We start from the raw sequence: 26,343 nt of genomic DNA on the forward strand, positions 1-26,343 counted from the left end.
CCGTTCGCGTGAGAGCCGCGATGTTAACACGAATGACCTTCCCGATGCCTCGTCTTACGCCATCCGGACGATGCCGCCCGCGCGCCGATCGAGCGACGAAAGGTGTCCGTGTAACAATTACGGCGTTGCACGCCGCCACCGCGGCGCGCCGCTTTTGCAGGGAACACGCATGTCTTCATCGCTGAAAATTGGCTTGATGGGCTACGGTTTCGCGGGTGCCACGTTTCACGCGCCGGTGATCGAACATTGCGGACGCGCGAGCGTCGCGGCGATCGCCACGGGCCAGCCGGACAAGGCGCGCGCCGACTATCCGAACGCCACGATCGTCGCCGACATCGACGCGCTGCTCGCGCTGACCGACATCGAATGCATTGTGATCGCGACGCCGAACGACACGCACTTCGACCTCGCGCGCCGCACGCTCGAAGCGGGCAAGCACGTCGTGGTCGATAAACCCGTCACGCTCAGTTCCGCCGATGCGCGCACGCTCGCCGATCTCGCGAAAAGCAAAGGGCTGCTGTTCGCGCCGTTCCACAACCGCCGCTGGGACGGCGATTTCATGACAGTGCGCGATCTGATCGCAAGCGGCGAACTGGGGCGCGTCACGCACTTCGAATCGCACTTCGACCGGTTTCGTCCGGGCATCCGGCAACGGTGGCGTGAAGAGGCATCGCGCGGCGGCGGTCTCCTGTTCGATCTCGGCCCGCATCTGATCGATCAAGCCTTGACGCTGTTCGGCGCGCCCGACACGGTTTATGCGACGGTGAAGGCGTATCGCGACAACGCGAGCGCGCCGGATTACGTGCATCTGCTGCTCGGCTACGCGAATTTCGAAGTGGTGCTGCACGCGAGCGCGCTGACGGCGATCGTCGCGCCGCGCTACACGATTCACGGCACGCGCGGCAGTTACGTGAAATACGGGCTGGATACGCAGGAAGATCAGCTGAAAGCGGGCCTGCGCCCAGGCGATGCCGGTTTTGGCGGCGGCAATGAGGCAGGTGCGTTGCGCGTGCTCGAAGGCGAGCAGGAAGTGCAGCGCGAACTGCCGACCCGCGACGGCGCCTATGTTGAGTTTTACCGCGCGCTGGCTGCGTCGATTCAGGACGGCGCGCCGTTCCCGGTCAGCGCCGATGACGCCGTGGACGTCATGGCCATCATCGAACTGGCGAACCGCAGCGAACAGGAAGGCGTGCGTCTGCCGTTCCGGCGCGGCGCGTGACAAGCGGATAACATTCCGCCTTTGCGTTTTGCTTTGCTTGAGGCTGGACTCGCGCCAGCCTTCATTGCGCCATCGAGGGTTCGCCGCGCGCGAACCCTTTCCCGCCGCAGTTTCCGCCGACATCAGGCCACCGCAAGATCGGGCCTCGTGGCGTGACTGCGCGCCGCCCGTGTTCCGCGTCGTGCCGTATCGGCCGGCGGCCGCCACGGGCCATCGTCGAAAGGAGAAAACTTTTATGCAACGTATCGTCCGCGCGCTTGGCTGTGGTGCGCTGGTTTTGTCGCTTGCCGCGTGCGTGGCGCCGCCGTCAAGGCAGATCTCTGAGCCGGGTCCGACGGTGAGTCCGCACGAAATGGCCGTGCGCCGATTCGAACAGGTCAACGGCCGCATCGACAATATGGGCCGCAACATCGACTCGCGCGTGAACCAGGGTCACTATCCGCCGCCCGAAGGTGCAGCGCTGCATCACCGGCTCGATACGATCCGCCAGGAAGCGCGCGACATGGCCGCGCAGCATGGCGGCGGTCTGAACGGCGACGAACAGCGCGTGCTGAATCAGGAGCTGGATACGGCGGCGGCGGCGATCAACCGCTGACCGGCTGATTTGCACTTCCAGAGCGCGGGCCAGGCATGGGTCCGCGCTTCTTTTGCGCTCACGTTATTGCGCCCAGCGAGCGCGCAGGCGCGACCGCCAGTCTGCCCGATTTTGGGGCGTCATTTTTGACCGCAGGCATATCGTCGCACCCCCGCGACGCAAGCCGGACATGGCCTCTATGTCGCAATTTGACAACCCCTCGGGCCTCGCGTACATTCGCCGCACGCGTCGGGAGAGCGTGCTGTTTGCTGTCGTCTGATCGATCAGCAGCCAGCGCCGCCGAAGGGGCACACCCGCAAACTCTCAGGCAAAAGGACCGACCGCGTCGAAAAACCCGCTCGTCTTCCGGTCACACGACCCCAATCGAATGAGCGTCCGTTTTTCGCACTCTGGAGAGCGGCAGTAGCGCCGGTGCACTAAACCGCACGCGCAGGCTGCCCACCGAAGGGGCGCGCGCCACGCACGTCAGCACTCGCTGGCGGCAGCGCAATCTCTCAGGTACCGAGGACAGAGGGGGCATGCAGTTATCGCTCGTTGGCCCGAGATGGGATCAGGCCGCGAGGGGTTTCGCCGCATGGCCTTTCCTGTTTAGCGATGCCCGAGGCCCCGATGACCGAACTCAAACACACCCCGCTCCACGCCACGCACCGTGCGCTCAATGCCCGCATGGTAGATTTCGGCGGCTGGGACATGCCCGTCAACTACGGCTCGCAGATCGAAGAGCATCGCGCCGTGCGCACCGACGCCGGCATGTTCGACGTGTCCCATATGTGCGTGGTCGATTTCACCGGTCAACGCGTGCGCGCTTTCTTCGAGCGCGCGCTGGCGAACAACGTCGGCAAGCTGCAAACGCCCGGCAAGGCGCTCTACTCCTGTCTGCTCAATCCCGAAGGCGGCGTGATCGACGATCTGATCGTCTATTACTTCGGCGAAGATCATTTCCGCGTCGTCGTGAATGCCGGTACGGCTGAGAAAGACGTCGCGTGGTTCAGCAAGCTCAATGACGAAGAAGGCTTCGGCCTGACCATCAAACCGCGCCGCGACTACGCGATCGTCGCCGTGCAAGGCCCGAACGCGCGCGAAAAAGTCTGGGCGACGGTGCCGCATGCCCGCGCCGCCAGCGAAGCGCTGAAACCCTTCAACGCCGCGCGCGTCACCGATACGCCGTTCGGCGAATTGACCGTTGCGCGCACCGGCTACACGGGCGAAGACGGTTTCGAAATCATCGTTCCCGCCGATCACGTCGAAGCGCTGTGGAACGCGCTGCAGGCGCAAGGCGTGCGCCCGGCCGGTCTCGGCGCGCGCGACACGCTGCGCCTCGAAGCGGGCATGAACCTCTACGGTCAGGACATGGACGACAACGTGTCGCCGCTCGACGCCGGTCTCGCATGGACGGTCGATCTGTCCGCGCCGCGCGATTTCATCGGCCGCGCGAAGCTGGAAGCGGATGGCTCGCAGGCGTCGTTCGTCGGCCTGATCCTGCACAAGGACAACGGCAAGGCAGCGGGCGTGCTGCGTGCGCACCAGAAAGTCGTCACGCCGAACGGCGAAGGCGAAATCACCAGCGGCACGTTCTCGCCGACCATGCAGGAATCGATTGCGTTTGCGCGCGTGCCGAAGGGCGTGCAGCCGGGCGACGTCGTGCACGTTCAGATCCGTGACAAGGCACTTCCCGCCAGCGTGGTTAAACTGCCATTCGTGCGCAACGGCAAAGTGCTCGTCGGCTGATCGTTCATACGATCCGCGTCACGACACCGTCACCTGACAGACACAAAGCCGAGACACGAAAGCGTCGCGTGCGTCCCACCATTTAAATCAACCGAATTACCGCATAGGAGCATCCGATGAGCATCCCGGCCGATCTGAAATACACCGAATCGCACGAATGGGTCCGCACCGAAGCAGACGGCACGCTGACGGTCGGCATCACCGACCACGCGCAGGAAGCGCTCGGCGACATCGTCTTCTTCGAAGTGCAGCAACTGGGCCAGACCGTCTCGGCTGGCGACACGGTCGCCGTTATCGAATCGGTGAAGGCCGCGTCCGATATCTACGCACCCGTGTCGGGCGAGATCATCGAGGCAAACCAGAACGTCGCCGACACGCCGGACGCCGTGAACACCGCGCCGTACGACAACTGGCTGTTCAAGATCAAGCCGGCTGCAGGTGCGTCGGAAGATCGTCTGATGGACGCAGCCGCTTACGGCAAGTCGATCGGCGAATAAGCCAGCGCTCAAGCCACTTACCCACGAAGGGCGCGGCGTTTGCACTCGTGAACGCGCGCCGCGCCAGCAGGAACACTCAATGAAGCTCGAACACCCGGATCGTCTGATGAACCGCACTCCCCTCTCGCTCGCCGCGCTCGAAGTGCATGACGCCTTCGCTGAACGGCATATCGGCCCGGACGGCGCCGATCAGCAGTCGATGCTCGAAGCCCTCGGCTTCGCATCGCGCGCCGCGTTGATGGACGCGGTGATTCCGCAGGCGATCCGCCGCCAGGACGCGCTGCCGCTCGGCCCCTTCGCCCAGCCGAAGAGCGAAGCCGAAGCGCTCGCCGCGCTGCGCGAACTCGCGGACAAGAACCAGGTGTTCCGCTCGTACATCGGCCAGGGCTATTACAACGCCCACACGCCGACGGTGATCCTGCGCAACGTGCTCGAAAATCCGGCCTGGTACACGGCGTACACGCCGTATCAGCCGGAAATCTCGCAAGGCCGTCTGGAAGCGCTGCTGAACTATCAGCAGATGATCGTCGACCTGACCGGCCTCGCAATCTCGAACGCATCGCTGCTCGACGAAGCGACCGCCGCCGCTGAAGCGATGACGCTGCTGCAACGCGTCGGCAAGTCGAAGTCGAACGTTTTCTATGTGGCAGACGACGTGCTGCCACAAACCATCGAAGTCGTGAAGACGCGCGCGAAGCCAGTCGGCATCGAAGTGAAGGTCGGTCCGGCTGCGGATGCTGCAACGTCGAATGCATTCGGCGTGCTGCTGCAATATCCGGGCGTGAACGGCGACGTGCGCGACTACCGCGCGCTGGCTGACGCGATCCACGCAGCGGGCGGCCACGTGGTCGCCGCCGCCGATCTGCTCGCGCTAACCGTGCTCACGCCGCCGGGCGAATGGGGTGCGGACGTGGCCGTCGGCAACTCGCAGCGCTTTGGCGTGCCGGTTGGCTTCGGCGGCCCGCACGCGGCGTATCTCGCCGTGCGCGACGAATTCAAGCGTCAGATGCCGGGCCGTCTGGTCGGCGTGACGGTCGATGCGCAGGGCAACCCCGCGCTGCGTCTCGCGCTGCAAACGCGCGAACAGCATATCCGCCGCGAAAAGGCGACGTCGAACGTGTGTACCGCGCAGGCGCTGCTCGCGATCATGGCCAGCATGTACGCCGTCTATCACGGCCCGCGCGGCCTGAAGACGATTGCGCAACGCGTGAACCGCATCGCTGCGCTGCTCGCGGAAGGCGCGAAGCAACTTGGCTACACGCTCGTCAACGAATCGTTCTTCGACACGCTGACGTTCGAAACGGGCCCGCGCACGCAAGCGCTGCACGACGCAGCGACGGCAAAGGGCATTAACCTGCGTCACGTGAGCGAAACGCGCGTCGGCCTGTCGCTCGACGAAACCACCACGCGCGCCGATCTCGCCGATCTGCTCGCCGCATTCGCGCAAGCCGCGTTTGTCGAAGCCGTGCCGCAAATCGATGAACTCGATGCGAAGCTCGGCGCGTCGAACACGTTCCCCGCAACGCTCGAACGCGAGAGCGCGTATCTGACGCACCACGTGTTCAACCGTCATCATTCGGAAACGGAAATGCTGCGCTATCTGCGCAGCCTGTCGGACAAGGACCTTGCGCTCGACCGCTCGATGATCCCGCTCGGTTCGTGCACGATGAAGCTGAACGCGACGTCGGAAATGCTGCCCGTCACGTGGCCCGAGTTCGGCCAGATTCACCCGTTCGCGCCCGCCGAGCAAACCGTCGGCTACCGCGAAATGATCGATCAGCTCGAACAGATGCTGGTCGCCGCAACGGGTTATGCGGCTGTGTCGCTGCAACCGAATGCCGGTTCGCAAGGCGAGTACGCGGGCCTGTTGATCATCCACGCGTATCACGAGTCGCGCGGCGAAGGTCATCGCAATGTCTGCCTGATTCCCGCTTCGGCGCACGGCACGAACCCGGCGTCGGCACAGATGGCAGGCATGCAGGTTGTCGTCGTCGCGTGCGATGCGCAAGGCAACGTCGATCTCGAAGACCTGAAGAAGAAGGCCGAACAGCATTCGGAAAAACTCGCGGCGATCATGATCACGTATCCGTCGACGCACGGCGTGTTCGAACAGAACGTCCGTGAAGTCTGCGAGATCGTTCACGCGCACGGCGGCCAGGTGTATGTGGACGGCGCGAACATGAACGCAATGGTCGGCCTCGCGGCGCCGGGCCAGTTCGGCGGCGACGTTTCACACCTGAACCTGCACAAGACGTTCTGCATTCCGCACGGCGGCGGCGGACCCGGCGTCGGCCCTGTCGCTGTCGGCGCGCATCTGGCGAAGTTCCTGCCGAATCAAACTTCGACGGGTTACGAGCGCGATGCGAACGGCATCGGCGCGGTGTCCGCTGCGCCGTACGGCTCGGCATCGATCCTGCCGATCTCGTGGATGTACATCGCGATGATGGGCGCGAAGAACCTGACGGCCGCTACCGAAACCGCGATCCTCAACGCCAACTACGTCGCGAACAAGCTCGCGCCGCATTACCCGGTGCTGTACTCGGGCCCGGGCGGACTGGTCGCGCACGAGTGCATTCTCGATCTGCGTCCCATCAAGGAAACGAGCGGTATCAGCGTTGACGACGTTGCGAAGCGCCTGATGGACTACGGCTTCCACGCGCCGACGATGAGCTTCCCGGTGCCGGGCACGCTGATGGTCGAGCCGACCGAATCGGAATCGAAGGAAGAGCTGGATCGCTTCATCGAAGCGATGATCGCGATTCGCAACGAAATCCGCGCCGTCGAAGAAGGCCGTAGCGATCGCGAAGACAATCCGCTGAAGCACGCACCGCACACGGCGGCTGTGGTTGTCGCGAACGAGTGGACGCACGCTTATGCGCGTGAAACGGCGGCGTATCCGCTGCCGACGCTGATCGCGAAGAAGTACTGGCCGCCCGTTGGCCGTGCCGACAACGCATATGGCGACCGCAATCTGTTCTGCTCGTGCGTGCCTATGGCCGATTACGAGTGACGACACTGGTTTGCCCGCCCCGATGCGGGCGAACCGAAGCTGAAATACAAAAGCCCGGTAACGAGTCGATCGTTACCGGGCTTTTTCGCTTGCACGCCGGCTGCGTTTGTCAGCCTTGCAGCGGATCCTTTTCGATCACCAGATGGAACTGGATCGTACACAGTTCGAGCAATTCGTCGCGCGTCACATCCTTGAGCTTCATCCGGTCCATGTTGATTTCGATGGGCGCCGTGTTCGCCTGATTCTGGTTCCAGAAGTCCCTGAGTCTGCCGTCGATCGCGTGTTCCGCGCGCACGATGCGATACCCCGTCTCCGCGACGAACCTGACGATCTCCGCAAGCGTGAAGAACCGGATATGCGTGATATCGAGCAATCCGGCTTCGGCATAGGTCCACTTGCCTTTGCTCAGATCGTCCATCAGCATCAGGTTGCGCACGTTCGGGATGCTCAACACCAGTTGGCCCTTCGGCGACATGTACGGACGCAGCTTCACCATCACGTCCCACGGGTTGTACATGTGTTCGAGCACGTCGGCGAGCAGGACGCCGTCGAGCGTTCCCTTCGCAATGCCTTCACGCTCCAGATCGAAGTCCTCGAACTTGCCGACCAGCACGCGATCGATCTTGCTGGCGGCCAGTTGCGCGGCCGCGCGATTCATTTCGATGCCCCACACCTGGCTCATCGGGAAACGCTGCTTGATCAACGCCGCCGTGCTGCCCGCTGCACAGCCGATGTCGATCACGATCGACGGATCGTTCGAATACATCGCGACCAGGTTCGGACGGCCCGGCGTATGGTAGCCCTCGGCAATCTCGCCCGACTCGACGTCCAGATATTGTTGCCACACATGTCGCTGCTTGCGCGGTGCAAGCCCCTTCGCCGAGCCGGCGAGAATCTGCGCGACCCGCATCGACGCCATGCCGTCGCCATCGTTGAGGTTGTAGTGCGCGGCGCGTTTCTGGCCGAGTTGAAGCAGGCCGGCGCGCAATTCCGGATTGGTGAGAATCTGCTGAAGCGCCGACGCAAGCTCGTGCGCCTCGACTTCGACGACACCCGTCTCCGCTTCGAAGCATGGGCCCATCAGCATGCCCGCCGTGTTCATCAGATTGACGACCGGCGTGTGCGCGAGCATGCCTTCGACGAGATAGTTCGAATCGACGGCAACGAGCACGTCGGCACCCGCAGCGAACAGTTCCGTGTCGTCGCTCGCGTAGAAATAGCCGTCTCCCGATGCGCCCAGCTTCACGAGGATTTCGGCGCAACGCTTCTCGCCGAACGCCGCGTTCGACGGACGATCCTTGATCACGGCGTTGATCTGCATGCCCGCCCTTTTCAGGCTTTCGCACGCGATCATGAAGGCACGCACCGACTCGTCATAGATGTCCTCGATGCAGTGCGCGCTGAGATTCGCAGCCCACGTCGTGCCGAACACGACGAGCGGCAACTCCGGCTTCAGCCCGTACTTCGTATTCAACTGCTGACGGCACGAAGGCTTCTGCTTGCGCAGCGTCGCATAGACGTCCCACGCGGGATTGCCAGCCGCAATCAGCCGTTCCTGTGCGACGCCCAGGTCGCGATATCCCTCGATGCCGCGCTGCCCGTACACGACGAGCTTGTCCGCGACCAGTTCGTTGTGCACCGTGTAGGGATCGACGAGCGCGATCGAGTGCGCAACATGCACACTCGGAATGCCCTGCGCGCGCGCCCATACGGTCGCTGTCTTGCCGACGCGCGTCATGTCGTCGTTGGTCGCGAGCAGCGCGATATCGTATTGCCCGGCCGCGCGCTTCAGGCATTCGAGCAATTGCACGGTAGCGGGCAGATCGCTTTTGACGCTCTCGAACACGACCGGACGCAGCTTGTCCGACGCGTCCGCCGCGAACCCGCAAAACTCCGGCTGCTGCTGGATGTGCCGCTCGAAGACGTCCAGCAGATGTTGCGTCTCCGCGCTCACTGTCTGCGCCGCGCTCGCGTCCTGCGCGAAAGCGTCGATCGACACGAACGTGCAACCCGCCTGCGTGATCGCCGACTGCATTTGCGGCGACAGCGAAGTCGGCGGTGCGATGATGGTCAACGGCTCATGCATCTGCAGGAACTGCAGCAGCGCGTTGAAGTGCTTGCCCCAGAGCAGGCTGATAATGGCCTTCTGCTTCATTGTCGGCCCTCTTTAAAAATTCCGAAGTATCTGGACAGCAGTGCCCGAACCAGGTTGTATTCCGTGCCGACAGTCACGTCGGTGCCCGCCTTGAACTTGTCCGCGAGTCCCGCCGACCAGCCGCGCGCGATTTCCGTCGATTTCTGGTCGAGCGCATTGCTGATGAGCCACGTCGAGAGTTCGCGCAACATCTGCGGCGAAACAGCGCCGCCAAACTCGAAGTTCGGAAAGCGCGTGAGCAGGCACTGAAACAGCAGGAAGAAGAAATGGCGGCTTCGCAACGGTTTGAGCAGCTTGTCCAGTTCCACGCTCATCGCTTCGGGCGCGAGCGGCAGCCACTGAGCGAGCTGCGCGACGTCGAGCGAATCGAGCGCCGTGTTGCGCGCGGCCATGTCCGCGGCGAAACGCGCGTTGGCGGCAGGGTCTGCCCGGTTATCCATGACGACGAACATGCGGCCCGCGATCTTCGGCGCGAGATGGGCGACGATCGCCTCTTCGATGAACAGCCCCAGATCGAACAGCCCCTTGTCGCGCGCGAACCACGACAGCGTGCGCTTCCAGCTCGCCTTTTGCTCGAGCGATTCGTACAGCAGCCAGTTCGTATTGCCGCCGCCGAGAAATGCACCGTAAGGCACAACTGTTTCGATTGCGAAGCCTTGTGCGTCGGCGAACTCGACCAGCTCGGCGATACTTGCGCGCGACATGTACAGGCCGAACTTGCCCGCCTCGTCAGTGGCGCGCAGCGCGTCGGGCCAGCGCGATTTGTCCGCGCCATACGCGGCGACCGCGTGATCCTGTGTGTGAATGTCGAAAATGATCCGGCCGCCCGGGCGCACGACGCGCTTCCATTCGAGCAGCGCTTCGCGCCAGTTCGGGAAATGCACGAGCACGTTCAGAGAGACGGCGCAGTCGAAGGACGCGTCGTCGCAAGGCAAGCTCGCGACGTCGCCAACCTGCAGACGGATCGGCGCGCCGTTCGCGAGGCGCCGCGTTTCGTCGAGCATAGCCTGCGAGCTGTCCACGCCCATCACGTCGTACCCGTCGGCGACGAGCGGCAACGCGGCGCGGCCGGTCCCGACGCCGATATCGATGATCTTCGGCCCGCGCGCATGGCGCCGGATCGTGTTGACCTCGACCGCGTTCTTCAGCAGGTTGGTGGTCTCGCTCTGAACCATCCGGTTCGAGTACCAGTTCACCATGCCCGGATCTTTCCAGGCGTCGGTTTTCCACTGGATCAGATCCTGGCGATCTTGCGGCCCAGCGTGTTCGGGTTGTGCGCTCATTTCAGAATTTCCCAGTTAAGCGGCGTGCCGCGTTTGATCGGCGCGCGCGCCGTCATGCCGATCACGGTGTCCAGATGCTTAGGCGCCATGCCGAGTCCAGGCCGGATCGCGCGGACGTTGTCGCGTGTCAGCGCTTCTCCCGCGCCAACATCCTCGACCACGTAAAGCGAGCGGCGAAAGACCATCGATTTGCGCTCCTGTTCGTTGGTGCCGTACGTAGCCTGACCGAGCGCTTGCCACGCGCGCTCCGTTTCGATCACGAGCGAACGCATTTCCTCCGGTTCCAGCGAAAACGCCGAGTCGACGCCGCCGTCGGCGCGCCGCAGCGTGAAGTGTTTTTCCACCACGGTTGCACCGAGCGCGACGGCGGCGACAGCCGCGCCGACACCCATCGTGTGATCCGACAGGCCGACCTGACAACCGAACAGGTCGCGCATATGTGGAATCGTGCGAATGTTGCTGTGCTCGGGTGTAGCGGGATAAGAGCTGGTGCACTTGAGCAGGATCAGGTCTTCGCAACCGGCGCCGCGCGCCGCGCGCACGGCCTCGTCGAGTTCCGCGACGCTCGCCATGCCCGTCGAGATGATCATCGGCTTGCCCGTCGCGGCGACACGCCGGATCAGCGGCAGATCGGTGTTCTCGAAGCTCGCGATCTTGTACGCTGGCACGTCGAGCGTTTCCAGGAAGTCGACGGCCGTTTCGTCGAACGGCGTCGAGAAAGCGAGCATGCCCAGTTCGTTCGCACGATCGAACAGCGGCTTGTGCCACTCCCAGGGTGTATAGGCCTGCTGATACAGCGCATAGAGCGAGTTGCCGGCCCATAGGCTGTTCTCGTCGCCGATATGGAATTCGCCTTCATCGATATCGAGCGTCATCGTATCCGGCGTATAGGTTTGCAGCTTGAGCGCGTGCGCGCCGCTGCGAGCCGCCGCCTCGACGATTTCCAGCGCGCGTTCGAGCGACTGGTTGTGATTGCCGGACATCTCCGCGATCACGAACGGCTGTGAGCCGGGGCCGACGGACCGGTTCGCGATTCTGATTTCTTTCATCGATAGTTTCCTCACGCCTTGCCGCGCGGCCCGTCATCGGAGCGCGCGATTCCTGTGTGTTGCGGGTTTGCGCTTCATCCGTTCGATTGCGCGAGCGCCCGCAGCGCCGCGAACATCAGCTCCGCGCGTCGCCAGTCTTCGGGCGTGTCGATGTCCTGCACGAGATGGCGCGGCAGTACGACGGGCATCGACAACGGTGAAAACAGCGTGTCGCCGCGCTGCCATGCCGGTGTGCGTCCCCAATAGAACTGGCCTGCGTCATGCCAGGTTTCCGGCAAGTCCTGCGAGCGCGTCAGACGGTGTTCGGGATAGACGGCATCGAGCCCACCGTCCGCCGTCAGGCGTAGGGCGCGCTGCACGGGAAACGCGAAGGTCGTCACCGAAAACGCATAAGACTTCTCGCGATGCGCTTCGAGCATCGCGATGCCTTCACGAAGATAACGAACGTCGATGAACGGCGCAGTGGCGTAAATACAGCACGCGTAATCGTATGGCTCGTCGAGCGCGCTCAACGCGTGCTGCACCACTTCGAGCGTGCCGGCGTGATCGTTGGAGAGTTCGGCGGGGCGCATGAACGGCGTCTGCGCGCCGTAATCGCGCGCAACGGCCGCGATGTCTTCGCTGTCGGTGCTGACCACGACGCGATCGAACAGCGCGCTATCGAGCGCTGCGCGAATCGAATGCGCGATGATGGGCACGCCGTCGAACAGGCGAACGTTCTTGTGCGGAATGCGCTTGCTGCCGCCGCGCGCGGGAATGATGGCGACGCGGCTCATGCGAGCACCCGCTTCAGTTCCGTCACCACGCGATCCTGCTGCGCATCGGTGAGGCTCGCGTAGAGCGGCAGGCTGAGCGCCTCGCGGTAATACTGCTCCGCTTGCGGAAAATCGCCGGGCTCGAAGCCGAGGCGGCGATAGTACGGCTGCAGATGAACCGGAATGTAGTGAACATTGACGCCGATATCGGCGCGGCGCAACGCATCGAACACTGCGCGGCGATCGTCGTTCTTCACGCGCACGACATAGAGATGCCACGCGGAATCGTCGAGCGCGTCGAGCTGCGGCAATTGCAGCGGCAGGTTCTTCAACAGCGCGCCGTAGCGTTGTACCAGTTCGCGGCGTCGCGCGAGAAAGCCGTCCAGACGCTTGAGTTGCGACAGCCCGAGCGCCGCCTGGATATCGGTGATCCGGTAGTTGAAACCCAGCTCCTGCATCTCGTACGACCACGCGCCTTCGTCAGGCGTATCCATCTGCGCGGCGTCCCGCGTAATGCCGTGACTGCGCAGACGGCGCAGGCGATCGCACAACGCGGGATCGCTGGTCAGCACGGCGCCGCCCTCACCCGTCGTCACGATCTTCACCGGATGAAAACTGAATACCGTCATGTGCGCGTACTCGCCGCAACCGACGGGCCGCCCCGCGTACGTTGCACCGACGGCATGCGATGCATCTTCGATCACGGTGAAACCGTACTCGTCGGACAGACGCTTCACGTGCTTCATGTCGCAACTGCGGCCCGCGAACGCCACGGGAATCACCACTTTCGGCAAGGTGCCGGCCGGGCGCGCCGCCTTCAGCTTCGCTTCGAGTGCGTTTGCGTCCATGCACCACGTAAGCGGATCGATATCGACGAAATCGACTTCCGCGCCGCAGTACCGGCCGCAATTCGCCGAGGCGACGAACGTGTTCGGCACCGTCCACAGCCGGTCGCCCGGTTCCAGCCCGGCGGCGACACACGCGATATGCAACGCCGCCGTCGCGTTACACACGGCGACGGCGTGACGAGCGCCGGCGCGGCTGGCCAGCGCTTCTTCGAACGCGGCGATCGCCGGGCCTTGCGTGAGCCAGTCGGAGCGCAACACGGCTTCGACGGCCGCGATGTCCTCGGCGTCGATCGACTGCCGGCCGTACGGAATGAACGCACTCATGGATGTTGCTTGTCGAGGGCAGCCAGTTCGTCCACCGTGAGGAACCAGCCGTTGTTGTCGGAGGTGTACTTGAAGCCTTCCGTGACGCGCTTGCCGGTCTCGCCCATGCCGTTCGTCGCGTACTCGCTTTGCACGACAAAGCGGATCGCCGGCGTGATGACGTAGTGGTCGTGATATTCGAGCGTGTGCAGGCTGTCGTCACGGGCGATCATCATTTCGTGCAGCTTCTCGCCGGGTCGAATGCCGATCACGTGCTGATCGAGTTCGGGCGCCATCGCCTTCGCCAGATCGACGATTTTCACCGACGGAATCTTCGGCACGAAGATCTCGCCGCCCTGCATGCGCTGGAAGTTCTTCAGCACGAAGTCCACGCCGTGATCGAGCGTGATCCAGAAGCGCGTCATGCGCTGATCGGTGATCGGCAGGCTCTTCGCCTCTTCGGCGATCAGCTTGCGGAAGAACGGCACGACCGAGCCGCGCGACCCCACCACGTTGCCATAGCGCACGACGGCGAAGCGGGTGCGATGTTTGCCGACCAGATTGTTTGCCGCCACGAACAGCTTGTCGGACAGCAGCTTGGTCGCGCCGTACAGGTTGATCGGGCTCGCGGCCTTGTCGGTGGACAGCGCGATCACTTTCTCGACGCCGTTTTCGATCGCGGCATTGATCACGTTTTCAGCGCCCGTCACGTTGGTGCGGATGCATTCCGTCGGGTTGTATTCGGCGGCGGGCACCTGCTTGAGCGCGGCAGCGTGCACCACGTAATCGATGCCGCGCATGGCCTGACGCAGACGCTCGGCGTCGCGCACATCGCCGAGGAAATAGCGCATGCACGGCGCGTCGAATTTCTGTTGCATTTCGTATTGCTTCAGCTCGTCGCGCGAAAACACCACGACACGCGATGGCTTGTATTGCGCCAGCACCGCCGAAATGAACTTATGGCCGAAGGAACCCGTGCCACCCGTGATCAGAATTGCCTTGTTGTCCAACATTGTTCGCTTCCTTGATATCGAGCCGTACTTCTCGTGAACCGCGTATGCGTCCCGGTTGCCCGTTTATGCGTTGTCATGCCCTTGCGCCGTCCCGCTGAGCAGCGCGCGGTGACGCTGCCGCAGAACCGGGATCGGCACGTTCCATCCTTCGTCGCCCAGCAGCGCATCCTTGAGCGCCGCGAATTCGCTTGCACGGTGAAACGTGCCGGTGCCCGTCTGCGAGCGCGGCGCGATTCGCCCGTCGCGCAACGACGGCCAGTTGTCGATGAACAGCTCGCCGATCGTCTGCTGCAAGGTCGCGTAGCTGCTGCCGAGCGTCTCGCGGTTCTCGTCGAACGAAACTTCGCGTTGCAGCAGAATCGCGCCCGTATCGATGCCCTCGTCGATCAGGTGGATCGATACGCCTTTGGGCGTGTCGTCGAGGAACGACCACAGGTTCGGGTCCGCGCCGCGGTTGTAGGGCAACAGCGAGATATGGAGGTTGATGAACCGGCCCGGCGCGGCGGCAAGCACGTCTCGCTTCAGAATGTGACGGTACGAGTGACTTACAATCAGGTCCGGCGCGAGCGCGGCAACATCCTGAGCGCTCAACGGCGTCTCCCGCACAGTGAGCGCTTCGCGTTGGCCGAGCCAGCCGGCCAGCGGCCGCGCCGCCTCGCCACTCGTCAAAAACAGTACTTTCATTTGCCTATGCCGAACCCTGTAGATTTCACCGACGCCCGCTACGACGCCGTCGTGGTCCTCGCAAATCTGATGGATGCGGACGGAACCCTGAACGACGAAACCCGCGCACGCGTAGACCTCGGCATCGAGGCGATGAAAACCGCCAGCGCGCCCTTGCTCGTGATGTGCGGCTGGGCCTATCGCGACGACTCGGACATCTGCATCGCGGACGCCATGCGGCGCTATGCACTCGAATACACGCAGCTCGATGCGTCGCGAGTGATCGCCGAAACCACGTCTCGCGACACCGTCGGCGACGCCGTCTTCACGCGGCGCAATCTCGCTGCCACGTTCGACGGCCCGCGCATACTCGTTGCCACGAGCGCCTATCACGCGGCCCGCACGCTCGAAATCTTCACCTTTGTCTACGGCCCTTCATTCCACATCGACGTCGCAGGCGCCGGCGATCCACCGACTGCCGCGCAGCTGGCCAGCGAAGCACGCTCGCTCGACGCGTTTCGCGCCACCTTCTCGGGCGTCGCGTCTGGCGACGGCGATGCGATCTTCGAGCGGTTGCGCGAGCGTCATCCGTTCTACAACGGCGACGTCTATCCTCGCGTCTGATGCGGCGCACTGCCGTCCGTCAGCTGTCCACTTACGACGCAATCCCTGTAACACGGAAGGCAGTATCGATGACATCCGGAAAAAACGACGCGTGGAAATGCGGGCGAAAAGCGGCCCAATTCGGTCGATAAAGCGGGCTGCGTGAGACGCCGCCGACGGGCCGCCAGCCGGGCCGTCCGCCCTGCGCGGTGGCCTGTCGGGCTGTCGCTTTGCGCGTTGGGCGGCTAACATCTCAACTTGGATCGAACCAGAGGAGCCATGCATGAAGCGAAACGGTCAGGCGCCGATACGCCGTAGCGCGCGCGCGCCGTCGACGCGTCCGTTTCTTCCACGCAGTGCCGCCACGCTGCTCGCCGTGGCAGTGTGTGCGCTGTCGCCGGGGATGGCCCACGCCGCCATGAACCTCTGCGCCGCGCCGGCGCTGCAAACCAGCGAACGCACCAATGCCGATCCGGGCGTCAAGGCTCTGGTGAGCAATGTCCAGGCGCAGCTGAACGCGCCCGCGCATGCCGTGCCCCGGTTGCACACGGAAGGCACGCTGCCGCACGAGGGCATCTACGACCAGAGCAAGGAAGCGGAAAAAGATCTCGATCTGTTGCGCGACGCCGCGCTCGCATGGCGCGCGACCAGCGACGACCGCTATCTGAAGCTGGTCGATCGCCTGCTGTATGCGTGGGTGACGACCTACCAGCCGTCGTTCAATCCGATCGACGAAACGCCATTCGAAGGGCTGATCCTCGCCTACGACATGACGGCCAGCGCGCTGCCCGTGAAGACACGCAACGCGACGATGGCCTTTCTGACGAAGCTCGCAAACGGCTACATCGCGCAGATCGACGCGCAAAAGCGCCCGTTGACGGGCACGTTCCGCAACAACTGGCAGAGCCACCGCGTGAAGCTGATTTCGATGGCCGCCTTTACGCTCGACAACCGCAAGTTGATCGAGTCGGCGCAGCGCCTCTACGTCGAACACATCAACGACAACATCGCGCCTGACGGCACGACTGTCGATTTCGGCGAGCGTGATGCGCTGCACTACGTGACCTACGATCTGCAACCGCTCGTGACGGCCGCGCTCGCTGCGCGCCGCCACAACCGCAACTGGCTGAATGAACGCGCGCCTGGCGGCGCAACGCTCGCCGCCGCATTGAACTGGCTGACGCCATACGCTACGGGCGAAAAGACGCACGAAGAGTTCGTACACTCGAGCGTGCCCTTCGACGCGAAGCGCCGCGAGGCCGGGTTGCCCGGCTATAGTGGTCAGTGGGATCCCAAAAACGCGGCGGAGTTGTATCACCTCGCCGCACGGCTCGATGGGCGCTATTTGCCCATCGCGCGACAACTGGCACCGACGCCGCCCGCGTGGCTCGCCGTGTGCCTGCCGTTGCCCGCGCGTTGATCACGCGCGGCGCATCGGCGCATTGAGCTGCCGCGCTACCCGCGCAGTGCAGCACAGACGAACTTTCTAGCAGGAGCAGTGATGGCAGTCAGCGTTTTCGATCTTTTCAAAGTCGGCATTGGCCCGTCGAGTTCTCACACGGTCGGTCCCATGCGCGCCGCGCTGATGTTCGCGCAAGGGCTCGAGCGCGACGGACTGCTGGCGAACACGGCATCGGTGAAAGTCGATCTGTACGGGTCGCTCGGTGCGACGGGCAAAGGCCACGGCACCGATCGCGGCGTGATGCTCGGCCTGCTCGGCGACGCACCCGATACCGTCGATCCCGAAACCATCGCGGCCCGCCTCGAACAGGTCCGCACGTCACGCACGCTCGCGCTGCTCGGCACGCATCCGGTGCCGTTCGTGCTGAAGGACAACATTTCGTTCTATCGACAGGCGCTGCCCGAGCATCCGAACGGCCTCAAGCTGCGTGCATTCGATGCGAACGGCGAGACGCTGCGCGAATCGACGTATCTGTCTGTCGGCGGCGGTTTTGTCGTGACGGCGGGCGCGCCGAATACGAAAGTGCTGTCGGCTGTCGAGCAATTGCCGCATCCGTTCCGCACCGGCGCTGAATTGCTCGAGATGTGCAAAACGACGGGCAAGAGCATCGCGCAACTGATGTGGGACAACGAGCGCGCGTGGCACACGGAAGAAGAAACGCGCGCGGGTCTGCTGAAGATCTGGGACGTGATGCAATCGTGCGTCGCGCGCGGCTGCGGCATCAATAACCCCGACGCGGACGGCAATCTGCCCGGCCCGTTCCAGGTGAAGCGCCGCGCGCCGCAACTATATCGCGCGCTGACGGGCAATCCGGAGCGTGCGTTGCAAGATCCGCTGTCGATGGTCGACTGGATCAACCTGTACGCGATCGCCGTCAACGAAGAGAATGCCGCGGGCGGCCGTGTCGTCACCGCGCCGACCAATGGCGCTGCGGGCATCATCCCGGCCGTGCTGCATTACTACACGCGCTTCATGCCGAACGCGAACCAGCAAGGCGTGTTCGACTTCCTGATGACGGCGGCGGCGATCGGCATTCTGTACAAGCTGAACGCGTCGATCTCGGGCGCGGAAGTCGGCTGTCAGGGTGAAGTCGGCGTCGCGTGTTCGATGGCAGCGGGCGCGCTCGCGGCCGTGATGGGCGGCACGCCGTTGCAGGTGGAAAACGCTGCGGAAATCGGCATGGAACACAATCTGGGCCTCACGTGCGACCCGGTCGGCGGGATGGTGCAGATTCCGTGCATCGAGCGCAACGCGATGGCGTCGGTGAAGGCGGTGAACGCAGCGCGTATGGCGCTGCGCGGCGACGGCAGCCATTACGTCTCGCTCGATTCCGTCATCAAGACGATGCGCGAAACGGGCGCCGACATGAAGACCAAGTACAAGGAAACGTCGCGCGGCGGGCTGGCGGTGAACATCATCGAATGTTGATGCCGCTTTTACGCATGACACCTGAAAGGGACTCGGCGTAAGCTGTCGAAGCTCTTCTGACTGGAGGTGTCTTCGCAATGTCGCTGTCTTCCGATGCATCAAATATGACTACCGGCGCGCGTCTGATGGTCGACGCGCTGCTGACGCATGGCGTCGAGCGCGTGTTCTGCGTGCCCGGCGAGAGTTTTCTGGCGGTACTCGATTCACTGCACGACGAGACGTCGCAAATCCAGACGGTCGTGTGCCGCCACGAAGCGGCCGCGGCCAACATGGCGGAAGCCGTCGGCAAACTGACGGGCCGACCGGGCGTCGCCATCGTCACGCGCGGACCGGGCGCGACGCACGCATCGATTGGCGTGCACACTGCGTTTCAGGACTCGACGCCGATGATTTTGCTGATCGGCCAGTGCGCGCGCGAGCATCTGGACCGCGAGGCATTTCAGGAAATCGACTATCGCCGCATGTTCGGCCAGATGGCGAAGTGGGTCGCGCAAATCGACGACGCCCGCCGCATCCCCGAGTACATGAGCCACGCATTCCACACGGCAACATCGGGCCGACCGGGCCCCGTCGTGCTGTCGCTGCCGGAAGACATGTTGAGCGATGCGTGTGCCGCGATGCCGGGCGCACCCGCATATCAACGCGTGGCGGCGGCGCCGGCGCCGCAGCAGATCGAACGACTGCGCGGCCTGCTCGAAGGCGCGAAGAAACCGATGGTGATCGCGGGCGGCAGCGGCTGGACGCCGCAAGCGTGCGAGGACTTGCGCACCTTCATCGAAAACTGGCAATTGCCGATTGGTCTCGCATTCCGCTTCCAGGACACGCTCGACAACGAACACCCAAACTACGCGGGTGACGTGGGCCTCGGCATCAACCCGGCGCTTGCGAAGCGCATCGACGAAGCCGACGTGCTGCTCGCACTGGGTCCGCGACTCGGCGAAGCGACAACAGGCGGCTACACGCTGCTCGAGATTCCGAAGACGAAGCAGACGCTGATCCACGTGCATCAGGGCGCGGAAGAACTGGGCCGCGTCTACGCTGCCGATCTGCCGATTGTGTCGGGCATGCCGGAAATCGCGTCGATGCTTGCCCAACTGAAGCCATCGACGAAACTGGCGTGGGAAGGCTCGGCAAAAGAAGCGCACGACGCATACCTCGAATGGCGCAAGCCGCGCAAGATTCCAGGCGACGTGCAGATGGGCGAGATCATGCTGCAACTGCGTGAGCACCTGCCGAAGGACGCGATTCTCACCAACGGCGCGGGTAACTACGCAACGTGGCTGCATCGACATTTTGCGTACCGCCATTTCCGCTCACAACTCGCACCGACAAGCGGCGCGATGGGCTACGGCGTACCGGCGGCGATCGCAGCGAAGTCGATGTATCCGGACCGAACGGTGGTGGCGTTTGCGGGTGATGGCTGCTTCATGATGTCGTCATCGGAGATTGCGACGGCGATGCAGTACGACTTGCCGGTGATCTTTATCGTCGTGAACAACAGCCAGTACGGCACGATCCGGATGCATCAGGAGCGGCACTATCCGAACCGCGTACATGGAACGGGACTGACGAATCCGGACTTCGCGGCGTTTGCGAAATCATTCGGCGCACACGGCGAAACGGTGGAGCGCACGGAAGACTTCATGCCCGCATTCAAGCGCGCACAGGAATCGAAGAAACCGGCAGTGATCGAAGTCCGTCTGATTCAGGAGGCGAGCACACCGGGCGCAACACTGGAGCAGGTACGCGAGCAGGGCAAGAAACTGCGAGGCGAATAAGCAGAAGCCACGGGCCGCCGGGGGCCCGTGGGCATTCGTCAAGCGGCTTGGTGTGAGCTGCTTTCTTTTGCCTACTTTTCTTTGCAGCAGCAAAGAAAAGTAGGTGCCGCCCCGCACAGGGGCAACGCGTGAAGAACCAATAACAAGTCGCGGATGCCAACAACATAAGCCGCGAAAAAACACAAAAGCCTCGCGGAGCAATAAACCCTACGAGGCTTCGAAAAAATCAGCAGCGCCCAGCTATAAAACCCAGGCGCCGCAAGGCAAAAAGATTACTTGCCACCAACGCTCTGCAGCGTCGTCCACTTACCGTCGACAACCTTATACAGCGTGATACCGCCGTTCTTCAGATCGCCCTTCGGGTCATAAGCGAGATCCTTGGTCGTCACAGCCGGCATGCTGGTCTTCGCCAGCATCGGCAGATACTTGGCCGGATCCGTCGAATTAGCCTTCTTCATTGCATCGAACAGGGCCATTGCGCCGTCATACGCATACGGCGAGTACGTCTGAACGTCTTCACCAAAACGCTTCTTGTACTTGGCAACATAGTCCTTGCCGCCAGGCATTTCTTCCAGCGGCAAACCAGCCAGCGAAGCAACCGTACCGTTAGCCGCATCGCCAGCGACTTGCAGGAACGTCGGCGTGTGGACCATTTCGCCGCCCATCAGCGGCGCCTTGATACCCAGCGTCTTCATCTGCTTGACCATCGGTGCAGCCTGCGAATCGGCGCCACCGTAGTAAATCAGATCCGGCTGCACCGACTTCAGCTTCGTCAGAATTGCCTTGAAGTCGACAGCCTTGTCGTTCGTGAATTCGCGATCGACGATCGTGCCGCCTGCTGCCTTCGCTGCCTTTTCGAACTGATCAGCCAGACCCTGGCCGTAAGCCGTGCGGTCGTCGACGATCGCGATCTTCTTCACGCCCAGCGTCTTCACAGCGAACGTGCCCGCAACGGAGCCTTGCTGCGTGTCCGAGGTCATCATGCGGAAGGTCGTCTTGAAACCTTGCTGCGTGTATTCCGGTGCCGTCGCCATCGCGATCTGCGGAATGCCGGCGTTCGCGTAGATGCGCGATGCCGGGATGGTCGTGCCCGAGTTGAAGTGACCGAGCATGCCCTTGATGTTGTCGTCGACGAGCTTCTGCGCGACCGTCGTGCCCGTGCGCGGGTCAGCCTGGTCGTCGGCCACGTCCAGCACGAAGCGAACCGGCTTGCCGCCGATCACCGGCTTCGTCGCGTTCATGTCTTCGACTGCGAGCGTGATGCCGTTCTGGAAGTCCTTGCCGTAGTGCGCCTGTGCGCCCGTCATCGGGCCGGCGAAGCCGATCTTCACGTCTTCGACCTGCTGTGCATGCGCAGTCCCCGCCAGCGACATGGCAGCGAACAGCGTCGCGCCTGCCAGCTTTTTCATCGTATGTTGCATAGCTTCTCCTTGGTACCAGGTGTGGACGGCGCGGTGATCGGGGTCGCCGTCTCGCGCCATTTTTTTGAATCGATCGAGCGAGGTTCGCTCAGCCGATCGTCATCAAATTCGCATTACCGCCTGCGGCTGCCGTGTTCACGCTCACCGAACGTTCCGTCAACAGACGTTCGAGTGCGTAATCCTCGTCGCCGCTTTCCAGCGCGCGCGCCGCAACGCCCTGCACCGACACGATCGGGCCAGCGCGCTTCGCGATGTCCTTCACGAGCGTCAGCAGCTCGTCGCTGTCGCCTTCGAAGAGCACGGCATCGAACGATGCTTCGGCGTTCTTCTTCACGCTCGCGTACTGCTTCAGCGATGCGGGCAACGCAGCATACAACTGCTCGCCCGCCGCGCCTTCGAACAGCGCCTTGTTGCCCGTCGCAAGCGCCGCCGCGAACTGCACGCGCGCGCCGCTTGCCGTCGATGCAACGCACAGCACCGTGCCGCGTGCGCCGAGCGTGTACGTGTTGCGCTCGCCCGTCGGACCCGACAGCACCGCCGTCGCGCCCGCCGGAACGTGCGACAGATAACCGTCGCAACGTGCGGCCAGCACCGGCTCGCGTTCCGCGATCAGCCAGTCGCGCAGCGTCGTCAGCGCAGCGGCAGGATTATCGCTCGCGGCGTTGCCGTTTTGTGCGCCATTCGATGCAGCTTGCGAATTGTCGACCATCAGCGTCTGCGCGAGCGACTTCGGCAAGCCCGCCGGACGCGTTGCCAGCAGACGTTGCAGATACAACGCACCACCCGCCTTCGGACCCGTGCCCGACAGCCCTTCGCCGCCGAACGGCTGCACGCCGACCACGGCGCCGATCACGTTACGGTTCACGTAGATGTTGCCCACGTGCGCGCGGCTGATCACATGCGCGATCGTTTCATCGATACGCGTGTGGATGCCGAGCGTCAAACCGTAACCCGTCGAGCGGATCTGTTCGAGCAGCTTGTCCAGCGCACTGCGGCGATAACGCACCACATGCAGCACCGGGCCAAACACTTCACGCTTCAGCTCGTCGATGCTGTCGAGTTCGATCAGCGTCGGCGGCACGAACGTACCTGCATTGCAACCTTCCGGCATCGGCAGTTGCGTAACCTTGCGGCCCTTTTCACGCATCGACGCGATGTGCGCGTCGATGCCGCGCTTCGCGTCCGTGTCGATCACAGGGCCCACATCAGCCGACAAACGGTCCGGATTGCCGACAGCCAGTTCCTTCATTGCGCCCGTCAGCATTTCGAGCGTGCGGTCTGCAACGTCGTCCTGAAGACAAAGAACGCGCAGCGCCGAACAACGTTGACCGGCCGAATCGAACGACGATTGCAGCACGTCCGCGACGACCTGTTCAGCAAGTGCCGAAGAATCGACGATCATCGCGTTCTGGCCGCCCGTTTCGGCGATCAGCGGAATCGGCTTGCCGTCCGGATCGAGGCGGTTCGACAACGTCTTGTTGATCAGACGCGCGACTTCCGTCGAGCCGGTGAACATCACGGCACGCGTGCGCGCATCGGCGACCAGCGCGGCGCCGACCGTTTCGCCATCGCCCGGCAGCAGTTGCACTGCGCCTGCGGGCACGCCCGCTTCGCGCAGAATGCGCACGGCTTGTGCGGCGATCAGCGGCGTCTGTTCTGCCGGCTTCGCGAGCACCGTATTGCCAGCGGCGAGCGCGGCGGCAACCTGGCCCATGAAGATCGCCAGCGGGAAGTTCCACGGGCTGATACACACAACAGGACCGAGCGGACGGTGCGTGTCGTTCGAGAATTCGTCGCGGATCTGCGTCGAGTAGTAGCGCAGGAAGTCGATGGCTTCGCGGATTTCCGCAACCGCGTTCGGCAGCGACTTGCCCGCTTCACGCACGACGAGACCCATCAGCGTATGCATCTGCGCTTCGAGCAGATCGGCGGCACGCGCGAGGCAATCGGCGCGCGCTTCGACGGGCGTCGCCTGCCAGATCGGCGCGGCAGCGACAGCATGCGAGAGCGCGGCACTCACGTGTTCCGGCGTCGCTTCGACCACCGTGCCGACGAGATCGCGATGATCGGCGGGATTGCGCACATCGCGTGCATTGCCGACGGCGATCTCGTTGTCTTCGAGCATCGGCGCAGCGCGCCACGGATGATTCGCGCTCGCCAGCAACGCCGACGACAGCGACGCGAGACGATGCTCGTTCGACAGATCGAGGCCCATCGAATTGGTACGCTCCGTGCCGAACAGATTGCGCGGCAACGGAATCTTCGCGTGCGGCGCGCCGAGCGGCACGACCTTCGACGCTTCTTCCACCGGATCAGCAACCAGATCCTTGATCGCAACGGTTTCATCCGCGATGCGATTCACGAACGACGTGTTCGCGCCGTTTTCCAGCAGACGACGCACGAGATATGCGAGCAGCGTTTCATGCGTACCAACCGGCGCGTACACGCGGCACGGACGGTTCAGCTTGTCGCGGCCGGTGACTTCTTCGTACAGCGGCTCGCCCATGCCGTGCAGGCACTGGAACTCGTACTGGCCGGGATAGTAGTTCTGGCCCGCGAGGTGATAGATGGCCGACAGCGTGTGCGCGTTGTGCGTCGCGAACTGCGGATACACGGCATCCGGTGCGCTCAGCAGCTTCTTCGCGCACGCGAGGTACGACACGTCCGTATAGATCTTGCGCGTGTACACCGGATAGCCTTCGAGGCCATCCACTTGCGCACGCTTGATTTCCGTATCCCAATACGCGCCCTTCACGAGACGAACCATGATCCGGTGACGGCTGCGGCGTGCCAGATCGACGATGTAGTCGATCACGAACGGGCAGCGCTTCTGATACGCCTGCACGACAAAGCCGATGCCGTTCCAGCCTTGCAGTTCCGGATCGAAGCACAGCGCTTCGAGCAGATCGAGCGAGATTTCGAGGCGGTCCGCTTCTTCCGCGTCGATGTTCAGGCCGATGTCGTAGCGGCGCGCGAGAATCGCGAGTGCGCGCACGCGCGGCAGCAGTTCGCTCATCGTGCGTTCCTGCTGCGAACGCGAATAGCGCGGATGCAGCGCCGACAGCTTGATCGAAATGCCCGGACCTTCGTAGATGCCGCGGCCGCCGGCAGCCTTGCCGATCGCGTGGATCGCCTGTTCGTATGATGCGTAGTAGCGCTGCGCGTCGGCTTCCGTCGTCGCGGCTTCACCGAGCATGTCGTACGAGTAGCGGAAACCGCGCGCTTCGAACTTGCGGCTGTTGGCCAGCGCTTCGGAAATCGTTTCGCCCGTGACGAACTGCTCGCCCATCAGGCGCATCGCCATGTCGACACCCTTGCGGATCAGCGGCTCGCCGCCCTTGCCGATCATGCGCGTCAGCGCCGACGACAGACCCGTTTCGCTATTCGTCGTCACCAGCTTGCCGGTGATCATCAGGCCCCACGTCGCCGCGTTCACGAACAGCGACGGCGCATGGCCGACGTGCGAGCGCCAGTCGCCCTTGCTGATCTTGTCGCGGATCAGCGCGTCGCGGGTCGCGCGGTCGGGAATGCGCAACAGCGCTTCGGCCAGACACATCAGCGCGACGCCTTCCTGGCTCGACAGCGAAAACTCGTGAATCAGCCCTTCGACGCCGCCGCCCGTGCTCTTGCCGCGCAGCGTTTCGACCAGCTTGCCCGCCAGCGTCTGCACGTCGCTCGCGATGTTCGCGGGCAGACGCGCCTGGCCGAGCAGGAACGGCACGCACTCCGGCTCGGGGCGTCGATACGCCGCCGTGATCGCCGCGCGCAGCACCGATTGCGGCTGCACGTTCTGCGCGAATTCGAGGAACGGATGCAGACCGTCGTTTTCGTCGTGATCGGCGCCGTCGGCCAGCTCGGTTGCGCCGTGATGGCCGGACAACTCAGCGGGAAGCTGGCCGTGCTCGATCTTTTCCAGGTAAGCGAAGATCGCCTGCTTGATCAGCCAGTGCGGGGTGCGTTCGAGACGCGTGGCGGCATCTTTCAGCCGGGTACGCAGCAGATCGTCGACTTTGACGCCAAGGGTGGTGCTCGCCATGGTTCCTTCTTTATGCGCCGGACGGACGCCGGCCAAAGACTAAAAAGTTGGGCGAATCGTACCCCTCTCAATAAAAAGGTGCAACCTGTGGCGTGAAACGGTTGCACCCTTTGGAAAGGCTTGTCACATAAGGGTTTGCGGCCAGCATGCACCTTCCGGAGGCGCGCGGTTGCGCTCGGTGTTTTCCCTGGATCGGTTTATTTTTTGGCAACCCTTATCGAAATCGAAATCCCGCCGATATACCGGTCATGAGATGCGCAATGACGCACGGTACGGGGTTCGATGTCTTGCTTTACGGGGTGACCAAAATGGAAAAATGGCTGGTTGTAGCGGGTGTCTGGATGATGTTCGCGACGTGCATGGTGCTGTTCATTCGCGGTGCGACGGGCGTGTCGCGGCGTGAGCTGATTCCCGTCGAAGTACGCGACGGCGAACGCGATGCGAACGCGGAGTCGATGCGCGGCTGAACGCGCTGCGAGACGAAACGCGCGCCTCTC

General features: G+C 63.4%; 19 protein-coding genes and 2 riboswitches. Of the genes, 10 read left to right on the forward strand and 9 right to left on the reverse strand.

The genetic code is table 11. The annotated features are described in order from the left end of the window. The first annotated feature begins 169 nt into the window (after nucleotides 1–169). The 5 genes from G3O01_RS30185 to gcvP all read left to right on the forward strand — a co-directional run bounded on the left by G3O01_RS30185 (nucleotide 170) and on the right by gcvP (nucleotide 7,049). A complete protein-coding gene (locus G3O01_RS30185; protein WP_205810259.1) occupies nucleotides 170–1,219 on the forward strand; it encodes an oxidoreductase in 1,050 nt (349 codons plus the stop codon). 235 nt (nucleotides 1,220–1,454) lie between these two features. Next, entirely contained in the window at nucleotides 1,455–1,814 is a 360-nt protein-coding gene (locus G3O01_RS30190) for a hypothetical protein (protein ID WP_205810260.1), read from the forward strand. A gap of 219 nt (nucleotides 1,815–2,033) precedes the next feature. Then, nucleotides 2,034–2,144, forward strand: a riboswitch (glycine riboswitch). Between the two features lie 49 nt (nucleotides 2,145–2,193). Beyond that, nucleotides 2,194–2,335: riboswitch (glycine riboswitch) on the forward strand. An 88-nt stretch (nucleotides 2,336–2,423) separates the two neighbouring features. After that, entirely contained in the window at nucleotides 2,424–3,542 is a 1,119-nt protein-coding gene (gcvT, locus tag G3O01_RS30195) for a glycine cleavage system aminomethyltransferase GcvT (protein WP_205810261.1), read from the forward strand. A gap of 116 nt (nucleotides 3,543–3,658) precedes the next feature. Next, on the forward strand, nucleotides 3,659–4,039 hold the full coding sequence (gene gcvH, locus G3O01_RS30200) for a glycine cleavage system protein GcvH (protein ID WP_205810262.1): 381 nt from the start codon (nucleotides 3,659–3,661) through the stop codon (nucleotides 4,037–4,039). 79 nt (nucleotides 4,040–4,118) lie between these two features. Beyond that, a complete protein-coding gene (gcvP, locus tag G3O01_RS30205) occupies nucleotides 4,119–7,049 on the forward strand; it encodes an aminomethyl-transferring glycine dehydrogenase (protein WP_205810263.1) in 2,931 nt (976 codons plus the stop codon). A 109-nt stretch (nucleotides 7,050–7,158) separates the two neighbouring features. Here the strand turns inward: gcvP and G3O01_RS30210 are convergent, their stop codons facing one another. The 7 genes from G3O01_RS30210 to G3O01_RS30240 all read right to left on the reverse strand — a co-directional run bounded on the left by G3O01_RS30210 (nucleotide 7,159) and on the right by G3O01_RS30240 (nucleotide 15,139). Then, nucleotides 7,159–9,204 (reverse strand): methyltransferase domain-containing protein, encoded by a 2,046-nt coding sequence (locus G3O01_RS30210; protein ID WP_205810264.1) that lies wholly within the window; start codon nucleotides 9,202–9,204, stop codon nucleotides 7,159–7,161. Then, nucleotides 9,201–10,487, reverse strand: coding sequence for a class I SAM-dependent methyltransferase (locus G3O01_RS30215; RefSeq protein ID WP_205810265.1), 1,287 nt, complete (start codon nucleotides 10,485–10,487; stop codon nucleotides 9,201–9,203). Before G3O01_RS30215 ends, G3O01_RS30210 begins: the two co-directional genes overlap by 4 nt. Then, the gene (gene pseI, locus G3O01_RS30220; RefSeq protein ID WP_205810266.1) at nucleotides 10,484–11,536 is read right to left on the reverse strand and encodes a pseudaminic acid synthase; all 1,053 of its coding nucleotides are present in this window, start codon (nucleotides 11,534–11,536) and stop codon (nucleotides 10,484–10,486) included. Before pseI ends, G3O01_RS30215 begins: the two co-directional genes overlap by 4 nt. Nucleotides 11,537–11,610: 74 nt before the next feature. Next, on the reverse strand, nucleotides 11,611–12,312 hold the full coding sequence (pseF, locus tag G3O01_RS30225; RefSeq protein WP_205810267.1) for a pseudaminic acid cytidylyltransferase: 702 nt from the start codon (nucleotides 12,310–12,312) through the stop codon (nucleotides 11,611–11,613). Next, nucleotides 12,309–13,463, reverse strand: a complete 1,155-nt coding sequence (gene pseC, locus G3O01_RS30230; protein ID WP_205810268.1) for a UDP-4-amino-4,6-dideoxy-N-acetyl-beta-L-altrosamine transaminase — start codon at nucleotides 13,461–13,463, stop codon at nucleotides 12,309–12,311. Before pseC ends, pseF begins: the two co-directional genes overlap by 4 nt. Continuing rightward, on the reverse strand, nucleotides 13,460–14,455 hold the full coding sequence (gene pseB, locus G3O01_RS30235; protein WP_205810272.1) for a UDP-N-acetylglucosamine 4,6-dehydratase (inverting): 996 nt from the start codon (nucleotides 14,453–14,455) through the stop codon (nucleotides 13,460–13,462). The genes pseC and pseB overlap by 4 nt, the downstream gene beginning before the upstream one ends. Before the next feature lie 63 nt (nucleotides 14,456–14,518). Further along, nucleotides 14,519–15,139, reverse strand: coding sequence for a formyltransferase family protein (locus G3O01_RS30240; RefSeq protein ID WP_205810274.1), 621 nt, complete (start codon nucleotides 15,137–15,139; stop codon nucleotides 14,519–14,521). A gap of 6 nt (nucleotides 15,140–15,145) precedes the next feature. Between G3O01_RS30240 and G3O01_RS30245 the strand changes: the two genes are divergently transcribed. The 4 genes from G3O01_RS30245 to G3O01_RS30260 all read left to right on the forward strand — a co-directional run bounded on the left by G3O01_RS30245 (nucleotide 15,146) and on the right by G3O01_RS30260 (nucleotide 20,389). Then, nucleotides 15,146–15,742 carry a YdcF family protein gene (locus tag G3O01_RS30245; protein WP_205810276.1) on the forward strand — a complete coding sequence of 199 codons (597 nt, stop codon included), beginning with the start codon at nucleotides 15,146–15,148 and terminating at the stop codon, nucleotides 15,740–15,742. A 382-nt stretch (nucleotides 15,743–16,124) separates the two neighbouring features. Next, entirely contained in the window at nucleotides 16,125–17,141 is a 1,017-nt protein-coding gene (locus tag G3O01_RS30250; RefSeq protein ID WP_241024389.1) for an alginate lyase family protein, read from the forward strand. Between the two features lie 81 nt (nucleotides 17,142–17,222). Then, nucleotides 17,223–18,611, forward strand: a complete 1,389-nt coding sequence (locus tag G3O01_RS30255) for an L-serine ammonia-lyase (protein ID WP_205810280.1) — start codon at nucleotides 17,223–17,225, stop codon at nucleotides 18,609–18,611. A gap of 77 nt (nucleotides 18,612–18,688) precedes the next feature. Beyond that, nucleotides 18,689–20,389, forward strand: coding sequence for a thiamine pyrophosphate-binding protein (locus G3O01_RS30260; protein ID WP_205810281.1), 1,701 nt, complete (start codon nucleotides 18,689–18,691; stop codon nucleotides 20,387–20,389). Between the two features lie 272 nt (nucleotides 20,390–20,661). On the opposite strand, the gene G3O01_RS30265 is transcribed toward G3O01_RS30260, so the two are convergent. Beyond that, entirely contained in the window at nucleotides 20,662–21,810 is a 1,149-nt protein-coding gene (locus G3O01_RS30265) for a branched-chain amino acid ABC transporter substrate-binding protein (RefSeq protein WP_205810282.1), read from the reverse strand. Between the two features lie 88 nt (nucleotides 21,811–21,898). Then, nucleotides 21,899–25,846, reverse strand: coding sequence for a trifunctional transcriptional regulator/proline dehydrogenase/L-glutamate gamma-semialdehyde dehydrogenase (gene putA / locus G3O01_RS30270; RefSeq protein WP_205810287.1), 3,948 nt, complete (start codon nucleotides 25,844–25,846; stop codon nucleotides 21,899–21,901). A 308-nt stretch (nucleotides 25,847–26,154) separates the two neighbouring features. On the opposite strand from putA, the gene G3O01_RS30275 reads away from it, so the two are divergent. Then, nucleotides 26,155–26,313 (forward strand): hypothetical protein, encoded by a 159-nt coding sequence (locus G3O01_RS30275; protein WP_205810290.1) that lies wholly within the window; start codon nucleotides 26,155–26,157, stop codon nucleotides 26,311–26,313. The last annotated feature ends 30 nt before the right edge of the window (nucleotides 26,314–26,343 follow it).

It is taken from the genome of Burkholderia sp. Ac-20365, from assembly GCF_017104715.1.
Lineage (GTDB): Bacteria > Pseudomonadota > Gammaproteobacteria > Burkholderiales > Burkholderiaceae > Paraburkholderia.